Here is an 11436-nt window from a genome sequence, read left to right as displayed (position 1 = left end):
CGCACGTTCTGCGAGCGCGCCGCGCCGGCCAGCCCGCCGAGCTCGCCGCCCCGCGCGGCGCGACGCCAGGATCCCGGGACGCTGCGCGGCGGGTGGTCCCATCGGGCACGCGGCCTGCTTCTTGCTGGGCTCATGGCCACGTCAGCACGTCACCCAGTCCCCTTGTTTTCGCGCCCGAGGACACCATGAGCACCCAGACGGTCTTGCCCGAGCCCGAGCCCTCCCGTCAGATCCGTCAGCTCGTCGAGGCGGTCCTGCCGGATGCACGGGTGGTGGAGATCGCCCCCCTGGGGCCGGACGGCAGCTCGAGCCACGACCTCACCGAGAAGGCCGCCGGGTACGGCGTCGCGCGCCGGATCACGGTGGCGGGGCGGGACGGCTCGACGCGGAGGCTGGTCTTCCACACGTCGACGGCGAACGAGTTCGGGCACGAGCGACGCGCGGATCGCGCGGCGGACATGCTGCTCGCCTTCGACACCTTCGGGTCGATCCCGTCGCACGTCCGCGCGGTGGACGTCGGCTCGCTGACCCGCGACCATCGCTTCCTGTCGCTGCGGGACGCGGGCGAGTTCTACCTCCTGACCACGTACGCCGAGGGGCACGTCTACGCGACGGATCTGCGCCGGATCGCGAAGGAGCGCCGCGCGCTCCCGGAGGATCTCGCGCGCTGCGAGGCGCTCGCCCGCTACCTCATCGCGCTCCACGGGGCGCCCGGCGCGCAGCCGGGCACCTACCGCCGCGCGGTGCGCGATCTCGTCGGCCACGGCGAGGGCATCTTCGGCATCATCGACGGCTACCCGGACGACGTGCCCGGCGCGCCGCCGGAGCGGCTCCAGGCCATCGAGCGGCGCTGCGTCGAGTGGCGGTGGAAGCTCCGCGGCCGGGACACGCGGCTCGCGCGCACGCACGGCGATTTCCACCCGTTCAACATCGTCTTCGACGAGGGATCCGACCTCACCCTGCTCGACACGAGCCGGGGCTCGCAGGGCGATCCCGCGGACGACGTCACCTGCCTCGCCATCAACTACATCTTCTTCGCGCTGGACGCGCCCGGCGCGTGGCAGGCGGGCTTCCGCGCGCTGTGGCGGCGGTTCTGGCAGGTGTACCTCGGGTGGAGCGGCGCCGCGGGCCTGCTCGAGGCGGCGGCGCCGTTCCTCGCGTGGCGCGCGCTCGTGCTGGCCAACCCGCGCTGGTACCCCGCGGTCACGCAGCGCGCGCGGGGCGCGCTGCTCACGCTCGTGGAGCGCGCCCTCGACGCCGAGCGCTTCGATCCGGACGACGCCGAGAGGATCTTCGCGTGAGCGGCGGGGTCGTCTGGATCACGGGGCTGCCGTCGTCGGGCAAATCCACCCTCGCCGGCCGGGCGCTCCGCGCGCTCCGCGGCGAGGGCCTCGCGAGCTGCCTCCTCGACGGCGACGAGATCCGGGACGCGCTCGTCCCGCGGCCCGGCTACGACGCGGCGGGCCGCGACGGCTTCTACGAGACGCTCACGCGCCTGTCGGCGCTGCTCGCGCGCCAGGGGCTCGTCGTGGTCGTGCCGGCGACGGCGCACCGCCGCGCCTACCGCGAGCGAGCGCGCGCGCTCGCGCCGCGGCTCGTCGAGGTGTTCGTGGACGTGCCCCCCCCGATCTGCCGCGAGCGCGACGCGAAGGGCCTTTACCGGGCCGCCGGGGCCGGCGCGCTCGGCGGGCTCCCCGGCGCGGGCCTCGACTACGAGGCGCCGCGCGCGCCGGAGATCGTCGCGCGCGGCGGCGAGGACGACGAGGCGCTGCGGGCGATCGTCGCGGCCGCGAGGTCCTGGTCCGCGTCCGGGGAAGGGGCCCCGTGGTAGGCTCCGCCGCCGTGCCCGGCCGCGAGAGCCTCTTCGAGGAGATCAAGCGCTACGTCCGCTTCGACGAGGACGACGCGCGCTGCCTCGCCGCCTTTCGCGCCCACGCGGAGCCCCACTTTCCCCGCATCGCGGCCGAGTTCTACGATCGCATCCGCGAGCACGAGGACGCCCACCGGGTCTTCACCGGCGAGGAGCAGGTGGAGCGGCTCAAGCGCTCGCTCGTCCGCTGGATGGCGCGGCTCCTCACGGGGCCCCACGACGAGGCGTACTTCGAGGAGACCGCCAAGATCGGGCGGATCCACGTGCGGGTCGGCCTGCCTCAGCGGTACATGTTCACGGCGATGGCGCTCATCCGCCTCGCGCTCGACGAGATCGCCCAGGGCGCGCTCGGCGCGCGGGCGGCCGAGGTCCGGGCCGCGGTGAACAAGGTCCTCGACCTGGAGCTCGCCATCATGCTGGAGACGTACCGGGACGCCTTCCTCGCGCGCGCGCAGCGCGCCGAGCGCCTGGACCGGGAGGAGGTCGGCCGCACGCTCGCGCGCACGGAGCACCGCTACAAGAACGCCGTCGAGCTGGCCCGCATCCTCATCGTGGGCCTCGACGCGCACGCGATCGTGCGGCTCTTCAACCGGGAAGCCGAGCGGATCACCGGGCTCGGGCGGGAGGAGGTCGTCGGGATGCCGTTCGTCGAGACGCTCCTCCCCGAGGAGGTCCGCGGCGATCACGGCGCCCTCGTGAAGGACATCGCCGCGGGCCGCCGCGCCGGCGCGGACCTCCTGGAGAGCAGCCTCCGCACGCGGGCCGGCAAGATCCGCGACGTGCGCTGGCAGCTCGCGTATGCCCCTTCCGAGGTCGACGACGGGGTCGTCCTGTTCGCGATCGGGCAGGACACCACCGACGAGAACGCGCTCGCCGCGCGCGTGCGGCAGAGCGAGAAGCTCGCCGCGGTGGGGACGCTCGCCGCCGGGCTCGCGCACGAGATCCGCAACCCGCTCAACGGCGCGCAGCTCCACCTGACCTTCCTGGAGCGGGGCCTCGCGCGCGCCGGCATGGCGGATCCGGACACCCAGGACGCGATCCGGGTCGTCCACGACGAGATCCGCCGCCTGTCCGCGCTGGTGAGCGAGTTCCTGGACTTCGCGCGGCCGAAGCCGCTGGTCCTCACGCAGGCCTCGCTGCTCCCGCTCTGCGAGCGGGCGGCGCGGCTCGCCCGGTCGGACGGCGCCGGCGCGCACGTCGAGGTGGAGCTCGACCTGCCCTCGGCCGACATCGTGCTCGACCTCGATCCCGCGAAGATCGGGCAGGTCCTCCTGAACCTCCTCCGCAACGCGATCGAGGCGCTGGAGGCGGCCGGCGGCGGCGCCGTGATCCTGCGCGCGCGGCGGCGGCCGCGCCACGCCGTCATCGAGGTCGAGGACAACGGGCCCGGGCTCGCGAGCCCGGACGCGCCGATCTTCGACCCGTTCTTCTCGACCAAGCCGAACGGCACCGGGCTCGGCCTCGCGATCGCGCACCGCATCGTCACCGACCACGAGGGCGCCATCGAGTTCGAGAGTCGTCCGGGCAGGACGCTCTTCCGGGTGACGCTCCCCATCCGCCTCTCCGGATGAGCCTCCTCGCCCGCATCGACCAGGCTGGAGCTGCGTCTGGCACGCAAATTGGTAGCTGTCCTTGCGTGGAACCCCGCGTCGAGGACCCGCTGATTCTCCTGGTCGACGATGACGTCCGGACCGCCCGCGTGCTGGTGCGCCTGCTCGAGGACGACGGCTTCCGGGTGGAGCTCGCCACCGACGGTGCCCTAGGCATCGCGCGGCTCACGCGGCGCCCGCTGCCCGACATCCTGGTCACGGACTTCCGGATGCCCCACGCCGACGGCATCGCGGTCGCGCGCTTCGCGAGGTCGCTCCGGCCGGGGCTCCCGCTCTTCGTGCTCACCAGCTATCCCGAGATCGTGGCGCGGCTCGGGCACGAGTTCGAGCCCCGGGCGGTGGTGCACGAAAAGCCGGTCGACTACGCCGCCCTGAGCAGGGATCTCCGCGCGAGCGCGGCCGCGATGCGCGCCGCCGAGCAGCCGAGCCTCCCCCGCCCCTGCCCCGGCCCGAGCCAGTGAGCCCCCGGCGCGCGGCGCCGCCCCCGGCGAACGACTTGCGCTCGCGTGCAACCGCTGCGGCCGGCCGCCCCCGCCCCGCGGGCGGTCCACCCCGGAGCGGGCCGCGCCGCGCGCCGCCCGGGGAGAGCGCCGGGGGAGCGCGCCTGGCGCGGGGCGTGCACCGGGTCGGGGCATGTCCCTCAGCCGTTTCGAGCATGGAGCCGTGAGCGCGGAGCTCACCGAGACCGCAATCGATGTCGCGCGCCGGATGCGTGAGTTCCGCGTCGGGTGCGTCGTCGTCACCGAGGGCGCGCGCGCCATCGGCATCCTCACCGACCGGGATCTCGTGCTGCGGGTCCTCGCGGAGGGGCGCTCGCCCGCGGAGACCCTGGTCTCCGAGATCGTCACGTACGACCCGACCACGCTCCAGCAGACCGACAGCATCGAGACGGCGCTCCGCATCATGCGCGAGCGCGGCATCCGCCGGCTGCCGATCGTCCGTCACGACGGCAAGGTGACCGGCATCGTCACGGCCGACGATCTCATGGTGCTGCTCACCGCGGAGCTCTCCGACCTGGGCGCCGGCATCCGCGAGAACGTCGAGGCGACCGAGACCCGCTGAGACGCCCGCCCGCCTCCCCGCAGACCCCTCGCGCCGCCTTCGCTGCGACGCAGATCTTGCGTTATTTCCCGGGGGACACCCGCCTGCGGGCGGCGCGGCCGAACGGGGATCGCGGCGCCCCGCGGTCGAGGTATCCTCCCGAGGTCTGCGGAAGGAACGACATGAACGCTGGGAAGAAGCAGGGCTCGCGGGTGCTCGTCGTGGACGACGAGGCGAGCGCGCGCTCGGGGCTGGAGAAGCTCCTGCGGCAGGAGGGTTACCTGGTCGACGCGGCCGCCGACGGGGTCGAGGCGCTCGAGGTCGCGGCGGAGCGGCCGCCGAACATCGTGATCACCGACCTCAAGATGCCGAGGATGGATGGCGTCGCGCTGCTCGGGAAGCTCCACGAGCAGGATCCGGATCTCCCGGTGATCGTCGTCACGGCGTTCGGGGACGTGTCCTCCGCGGTGCAGGCGATGCGGGCGGGGGCCGAGGATTACCTGACGAAGCCGGTCGATTTCGACGCGCTCCTCCTCGCCATCGAGCGCTCCATCGAGCGGAGCGCGCTCCGGGTCGAGGCGGAGAACCTGCGCCGGCAGCTCCGGGAGCGCGAGGGCGAGGGCGTCGAGGGGCTCATCGGCGCGAGCCCGGCGATGCAGAAGGTCTACCGGATGGCGCGGCAGGTGGCGGGGGCCCGGGCGACGGTGCTCATCACCGGCGAGAGCGGCACGGGCAAGGGCGAGCTCGCGCGCGCCATCCACGCGAAGGGCCCGCGCGCCAAGGGGCCGTTCGTCGCGCTGCACTGCGCGGCGCTCGCGGAGTCGCTCCTCGAGAGCGAGCTGTTCGGCCACGAGCGCGGCGCGTTCACCGGCGCCGACAAGCGGCGCATCGGCCGGTTCGAGCAGGCGCACGGCGGGACGCTCTTCCTCGACGAGGTCGGCGAGATCGCCCCCTCGACGCAGGTGAAGCTGCTCCGCGTCCTGCAGGAGAGGACGTTCGAGCGCGTCGGCGGGAACGACCCGGTGTCGGTCGACGTGCGGCTCATCGCGGCCACGAACCGCGATCTCGTGACGGCCGTGCAGGAGGGCCGCTTCCGGGAGGACCTGTATTACCGGCTGAACGTCGTCCACATCGACATGCCGCCGCTGCGCGTCCGCGACACCGACGTGCTGCTCCTGGCGAACCACTTCCTCCGCCGGTTCGCCGCGGAGAACCGGCGCAAGATCGAGGGGTTCACGGACCGGGCGCGGGGGAAGATCGTCGCCCACCGGTGGCCGGGGAACGTGCGGGAGCTCGAGAACGCGATCGAGCGGGCCGTGGTGCTCTGCGACGACACGCTCATCGACGAGGAGCACCTGCCCATCGACGTCGCGCCGGTCCCCAAGGGCGCCGTGCGGATCCCGGGCTCGACCATGGCGGAGATCGAGCGCTACGCGATCCTCTCCACGCTGGAGGCCACGAACGGGTCGACGACGCGCGCGGCGGAGCTGCTCGACATCAGCATCCGCACCATCCAGTACCGCCTCCACGAATACGGGATGACGGCGAAGTCCAGGCGGCCGCCGCCGGCGGAGTAGCGGCAGCGATCGGCGCCCCCGCCGTCACGCCGGCCGGCGCGCTGGCCGTGCTGAAGCCGACACGGCACGCCGGCGGCGCCCGCGCGGTGCGCATCACGCGTTGAGAAACGGATTTCGGTCTCGCTCCTCACCGATGGTGGTGGAGGGGCCGTGTCCGGTGACGACCCGGGTCGACGGGTCGAGCGTGAGCAGCTTGCGCCGTATGGATGAAAAGATCGCCTGCGAGTCGCCTCCCCACAGATCGGTCCTGCCGATGCCGCGCCGGAACAGCGTATCCCCCGTGAACGCGACGGCGCCCGCCTTCGACTCGATCAGGAACGACACGCTGCCGGGCGTGTGCCCCGGCGTGTGGAGCACGTGGAGATCGAGGCCGCCGGCCTTCACGATCGCGCCGTCGTTCAGGTCGCCGTCGATCTCGCACGTCTCCGGCGTCGCCACGCCGAGGAACGCCGCCTGGATGGGGAGCATGTCGTAGAGGAACCGATCGGCCTCGTGAATGCGCGCCGCGGCGCCCGACCATCGCTGCAGCGGCGCCGTGGCGCCGACGTGATCGATGTGCGTGTGCGTGTGAACGATGGCCGCGACCTGCGCCCCGGCCCGCTCGAGGCGCGCGCGGATCTCGTCGAAGTCGCCCCCGGGGTCGATGACGATCGCGCCCTTGCTGACCGGGTCGACGAGGAGCGAACAGTTGCACCCCAGCGGCCCTGTGGGAAATGTCTCGATCTGCACGGGGCGAGCTTGTAGCACGCCGCGCGTCGGACCCCACCGCGGCTTCGCCGCGACGCCGGCGGCCGGGGAGGCGAGCCCGACGCCGCGGCCCGGCGGCGGGCGATCGCCCGGGCGCGGAGGCCTCCCGCCGCGCGCCGGGCGTCGCGCCCCCCGGCCCGCTATTTCGGCGCGCTCACGATGCTGCCGACCCGCCCGAGGCTGTTGGTCCAGTAGACGCGCTCCGCGTCGACGGCGATGCCGAGGGGCGACCGCTCTCCCGCGGCGAAGGCCCCGGTGACGCCGTTCGGCCACGCCCTCATGACGTCCGTCGAGGTCGGGTCGGCCCAGTAGATGCCGGTCCGGTCGGCGGCGATGCCCCGCGGATTGCCCAGCCCACGGGCGACGACCGTGACCTCGCCCCCGGCCTTGGGCGCGCGGACCACGGTGCCCGTCCTGCTGGTCGTCCAGTACACGTGGGTGGCGTCGACGGCGATCTCGCGCACCTCGCCCTGATCGGTCGCCAGCGTGGTGGGCGGGGTGTCGCCCCGCGCGTCCTTCGGCGCGGCCATCACGCGGCCGCCGCCGTCGCGGAGGGTCCAGTAGACATGGGTCGCGTCGACGGTGAGGGCGTGGGGCGTCCCGCCGGTGGGGATCTCGACGAACGGGCCATTGCCGCGCGAGCTCTTCCGCGTGCGGACGAGGGAAGCGCCCTCGCGGTTGACCCAGTAAACGAACTCCTCGTCCACCGCCACGCTGAAGGGATCGGACTGCGCCGCGGCGACGACGACCGGATCCTCGCCGCCGCCCACCGGCACGCGCACCACCTGGCCGTTGTCCTCGCCGCTCACGCCCTGGTTGACCCAGAAGACGTGCGTCCCGTCGGACACGATGCCCGCCGGGTTGACCTGGCCGGTGGCGAGCGGGATCGTGGTGTCGCCGTCGCGCGACAACTGCATGACGGAGCCCTCGACCCCCCCGTTGGTCCAGAACACGTTGCCGCCGGCGGCGGCGATGTACAGCGGCTCGTGCTGGTCGGTGGCGTGGACGGTGACGGGGACGCAGGCGCCGGCCCGGCAGGTGCCCTCGCACTCGACCGGGCAGGTGCCGCAGTGCCGGGCGTCTCCGGTCACGTTGACCTCACACCCGTTCTCCGCATCGCCGTCACAATCGACGTAGGTCTCCCCGCAGGTCGGCGGCTCCACGACCCCGGTCCCCGCGCCGCCCCCGCCCGCGTCGCCCCCGCCCTGGCCCGTCGCGCCGCCCCCGCCCGTCGCGCCGCTGCCCGCTCCGCCCGAGGAAGACGACGTCGCGCTCCCCTGCCCCGAGGAGCCGGAGACGAAGAGGCTCGACGCCTCGGGAGCGGAGCAGGCGACTACGGCGAGCCCGATGGGCAGCGCGAGGAGAACGGCGTGACGCATTGTGCTCTGCATGGAAACCTCCACCCATACAGGCTACACGAGCCGATCGGGAAAACGCATCTGCGAATTCGGTGTGTCGTCTCCTGTCGTGCGCCGACGCCTCGTGTGCCCGCGCGCGTCGGCGCCCATGTGGGGTGAGCCCCCAAAGGGCCGCACCGCCTCGCGGCTCAGCGTTCTTGCGTCGAATTCTCGTCTCTCACAAGAAACGGAGATCCTGGAGTGACACTCCCCTCTCCCGGCGCGCTCTCGATCCGCGCTCGCCGCCGGGCCCCGGGGTTTCGCGGTATGGCGCTTGACCGAGAGGGGCGCTACCCTCGGGCGCCGGGTGTCAGCGCGTACGATGCCAGCGAGGGTGGACCTGCCGTTCCGCCGCGGAGCGCCTTGCGGGCGCGGCGCACCGACGCGCGCGCGGCGCCGGGGCGGGGGCGCGCGGGCGGGGGGCGCCCCCGCATGAGCGGGTCCGTGTACATCGCGGGGGGCAGGGCGAGCTCCGCGGCGCAGGAGCGGGCCATGGCGCTCATCGGCCGCACGCTCGTGAACCGCTACCGCATCGAGGAGCTCGTCGCGATGGGCGGCATCGCCGCCGTCTTCCGCGCCACGAAGCTCGCGACCGGCGAGGACGTGGCCGTCAAGGTGCTCCACCCCGACGCCGAGGAGCTGCCGGAGCTCATCGAGCGCTTCGAGCGCGAGGCCATCGCCGGCCGCCACATCTACCACCCGAACGTCGCGGCGGTGTACGAGACCAACCAGCTCGACGACGGCTCGTGGTTCATGGTGATGGAGTTCATCCGCGGCATCACGCTGCGCAAGCTCATCGACCAGGGCCCCATCCCGCCGCTGCGCGCGACGAACATCGCGCGCCAGATCGCGACCGCCCTCAACGCGGCGCACGACTTCGGGATCGTGCACAGGGACGTCAAGCCGCTCAACATCATGGTGCTCGACGGGCCGGAGGAGCGCGTCCAGCTCATCGACTTCGGCCTCGCGAAGGTCCCGGTCGAGCAGTTCTCCTTCACCACCGACGACGGCTCCCGCCGCTCGCTCACGAACGCCGGGGTGCTGCTCGGCACGGTGGCGTACATGGCGCCGGAGGCCGCGCTCGGCATGCGGTCGATCGACCGGCGCGCCGACCTCTACGCGCTCGGCGTCATCCTCTACGAGATGCTCGCGGGCAAGCACCCCTTCACCGCCGTCGAGCCGGCCGCGCTGTTCGCGGAGCACCGGTCGACGCCCCCGCCGCCCATCGCCGAGCGCTCCCCCGGCGTCGTCGTCCCGCCGGCGCTCGAGGGCGTGGTGATGCGCCTCCTGGCCAAGGACCCGGACGACCGCTTCCCCCATGCGCGCGCCGTGCTCGTGGCGCTCGACGCCGTCCTGCAGAAGCTCACGGCGCCGGAGAGCATGCGCATGGCCCCGGCGAGCCTCCGGACCGCGGCCCGCTTCATCGAGGGGCGGGCCTCGCGCGCCGCGCTGGCCGGCGCGGGCATCCTGTTCTTCGCGATCGGGAGCGCCATCGCCTGGCTGCTCGGGTCGGACTGATCGCGCCGGCGGCCGCGCCGCCGTCGCGGACGCACGCGCGCCCCGGGGTCGACCCGAGCGCGCGCGACGCGCGCCGCGGCGGGGGGCAAGAGGGGCCGCGAGGGCGCATGGGAAAGAGGGGAGAGGCGAGCGGCGCTCTCTCCCTCGTTTCCCTCGCGCCCTTGTGCCATTGCGCCTTTGCGGTCTTCTCCCTCATCGGCAGACCCCTGCAGAATTCACCATGATGGGCGATTCGGGGGTCGGCGCTCGCAGGATGCAAACCGCTGAATGACGAAGAGCCTTTGCGCGCACCACCTGGGCATGGGAGGCTCAGCAAGGAGTGATTCGAACAGGGGAGCGGCCAGGGAGCTGGACGTGACGGTGAAGGAGCTCCGCGCTGCCATCGACGATCTGGCCACGAGGCTGGAGGCACCGGAGATCGCGAGTCCGGCCGGCCGCCGCTGTCGTCGCCGCCGCGGCCGTCGCGGCTGCAGCTAGCCCGGAGTCCGAGAGGTCGAATCGGCGCGCCGCGCGGAGCAGCGCCGGGAACGAAACCCCATGACCGAAGGTGGCGTGCGACGCGGCCCCGGAGCCGGCGCGCCGCCCCTTCCCGGAGAGCTCGCGTGTCCACCCAGCCGCCCAGGAAAGAGGAGCTCCTCCGCGCCCCGCTCGCCGGGATGACGGGCGACTTCATCGCGCCGGAGCGACTCTGTCTCTACGACGAGGCGCAGTACGGGAGCCCCGGGTTCCCCTATGCGCCGCTCGATCCGGCCACGCCGATCGCGTGGGCGCTCGGGCGCTGGCTCGACACCGGCGCGCCTGTCCGCGTCCCCGCGCTCCCGGCCTGCCCCGACCACCGCACCGGCCCCGAGGCCCGCTTCTGCCAGGTGACCTCGAGCGGGCTCGCGGCGGGCGAGGCGCTCGACGGCGCGTCGATGGCGGCCGCGCTCGAGCTCATCGCGCGTGACGCCTTCATGATCTCGTGGCTCGCGCGCCGCCCCGGGCGGCGGATCCTCCCCGACGACACGCTCGACCCCGAGGTGTACGAGATCGCCCGGCAGCTCGCGGAGCAGGGCGCCCGGATCGAGCTCTATCTCCTCGAGGCGGGCATCGCGGTCCCCACGATCCTGTGCGTCGGGTACGGCGACGGCGAGCGCTGGCCCGGCGCCGTGGTCTCGCTCGCCGCCCACCTGAGCCCGCACGAGGCGATCGAGAGGGCCATCCTGGCGCAGGGCCAGGCAGGCCCCCGCGTCCTCCGGCGCATGACCGGCGACGAGCGCGCGATCCCCGAGCGGCCGGAGGACGTGCGCACACGCGCGGATCACGCCGCCTATTACGTCCCTCCGAGCCGCGCCACGGCCTTCGCCTTCCTCGGCGAGGGCGGCGTGCTGACCGCCGCCGAGATCGAGGAGCCCGAGAGGGTGTCGCTGTCCGAGCTCACCCGGCGCGTGACGGCCGCGGGGCTCCGCATCGCCATCGTCGAGGTGACATCCCCCGATCTCACGACGCCCCCCTCCCGCGTCGTCCGGGCGCTCGGGCCCGACTTCCAGCAGATCCACTTCGGCCACCGCGTCGCGCGGCTCGGCAACCCGCGCCTCCGCGCGATGGCGCCCCACGGCATCAACCCGGATCCCCACCCGATGGCCTGAGCGAGGCCTCGAGGCGTTGTCCCGCCGAGGCCCGGCACCGGATGGCCC

At 73.6% G+C, this 11436-nt stretch carries 10 protein-coding genes; 8 read left to right on the top strand and 2 right to left on the bottom strand.

The window, feature by feature from the left end; all coding sequences use genetic code 11:
• Positions 1 to 185: 185 nt before the first annotated feature.
• The 6 genes from WMF31_RS09770 (at position 186) to WMF31_RS09745 (ending at position 6098) form a co-directional block, all read left to right on the top strand.
• Positions 186 to 1301 carry a phosphotransferase family protein gene (locus WMF31_RS09770; RefSeq protein WP_436601670.1) on the top strand — a complete coding sequence of 372 codons (1116 nt, stop codon included), beginning with the start codon at positions 186 to 188 and terminating at the stop codon, positions 1299 to 1301.
• Complete coding sequence (locus tag WMF31_RS09765) at positions 1298 to 1831, top strand: adenylyl-sulfate kinase (protein ID WP_436601669.1); 534 nt, start codon at positions 1298 to 1300, stop codon at positions 1829 to 1831. Before WMF31_RS09770 ends, WMF31_RS09765 begins: the two co-directional genes overlap by 4 nt.
• A gap of 11 nt (positions 1832 to 1842) precedes the next feature.
• The gene (locus tag WMF31_RS09760) at positions 1843 to 3441 is read left to right on the top strand and encodes a protoglobin domain-containing protein (protein WP_436601668.1); all 1599 of its coding nucleotides are present in this window, start codon (positions 1843 to 1845) and stop codon (positions 3439 to 3441) included.
• 65 nt (positions 3442 to 3506) lie between these two features.
• A complete protein-coding gene (locus WMF31_RS09755) occupies positions 3507 to 3941 on the top strand; it encodes a response regulator (protein WP_436601667.1) in 435 nt (144 codons plus the stop codon).
• A 172-nt stretch (positions 3942 to 4113) separates the two neighbouring features.
• A complete protein-coding gene (locus tag WMF31_RS09750; protein ID WP_436601666.1) occupies positions 4114 to 4542 on the top strand; it encodes a CBS domain-containing protein in 429 nt (142 codons plus the stop codon).
• Positions 4543 to 4703: 161 nt separating this feature from the next.
• Positions 4704 to 6098, top strand: a complete 1395-nt coding sequence (locus WMF31_RS09745) for a sigma-54-dependent transcriptional regulator (protein ID WP_436601665.1) — start codon at positions 4704 to 4706, stop codon at positions 6096 to 6098.
• Between the two features lie 93 nt (positions 6099 to 6191).
• On the opposite strand, the gene WMF31_RS09740 is transcribed toward WMF31_RS09745, so the two are convergent.
• On the bottom strand, positions 6192 to 6827 hold the full coding sequence (locus WMF31_RS09740; protein ID WP_436601664.1) for an MBL fold metallo-hydrolase: 636 nt from the start codon (positions 6825 to 6827) through the stop codon (positions 6192 to 6194).
• Between the two features lie 158 nt (positions 6828 to 6985).
• Positions 6986 to 8224, bottom strand: coding sequence for a hypothetical protein (locus WMF31_RS09735; protein WP_436601663.1), 1239 nt, complete (start codon positions 8222 to 8224; stop codon positions 6986 to 6988).
• Positions 8225 to 8674: 450 nt separating this feature from the next.
• Between WMF31_RS09735 and WMF31_RS09730 the strand changes: the two genes are divergently transcribed.
• Positions 8675 to 9760 (top strand): serine/threonine-protein kinase, encoded by a 1086-nt coding sequence (locus WMF31_RS09730; RefSeq protein ID WP_436601662.1) that lies wholly within the window; start codon positions 8675 to 8677, stop codon positions 9758 to 9760.
• A gap of 602 nt (positions 9761 to 10362) precedes the next feature.
• The gene (locus tag WMF31_RS09725; protein WP_436601661.1) at positions 10363 to 11388 is read left to right on the top strand and encodes a YcaO-like family protein; all 1026 of its coding nucleotides are present in this window, start codon (positions 10363 to 10365) and stop codon (positions 11386 to 11388) included.
• The last annotated feature ends 48 nt before the right edge of the window (positions 11389 to 11436 follow it).

The sequence above is a fragment of the Sorangium sp. So ce1036 genome, assembly GCF_051369805.1.
Lineage (GTDB): Bacteria > Myxococcota_A > Polyangia > Polyangiales > Polyangiaceae > Sorangium > Sorangium cellulosum_F.
Note: the sequence above shows the minus strand (reverse complement) of the source record. Positions and strands in the feature narration are given on the sequence as shown.

What these genes read in the sequence shown, in the direction of transcription:
- WMF31_RS09750 (WP_436601666.1), top strand. Translation starts at nt 4,114, where the DNA reads ATGTCCCTCAGCCGTTTCGAGCATGGAGCCGTGAGCGCGGAGCTCACC.
- WMF31_RS09745 (WP_436601665.1), top strand. Translation starts at nt 4,704, where the DNA reads ATGAACGCTGGGAAGAAGCAGGGCTCGCGGGTGCTCGTCGTGGACGAC.
- WMF31_RS09770 (WP_436601670.1), top strand. Translation starts at nt 186, where the DNA reads ATGAGCACCCAGACGGTCTTGCCCGAGCCCGAGCCCTCCCGTCAGATC.
- WMF31_RS09730 (WP_436601662.1), top strand. Translation starts at nt 8,675, where the DNA reads ATGAGCGGGTCCGTGTACATCGCGGGGGGCAGGGCGAGCTCCGCGGCG.
- WMF31_RS09735 (WP_436601663.1), bottom strand. Translation starts at nt 8,224, where the DNA reads ATGCGTCACGCCGTTCTCCTCGCGCTGCCCATCGGGCTCGCCGTAGTC.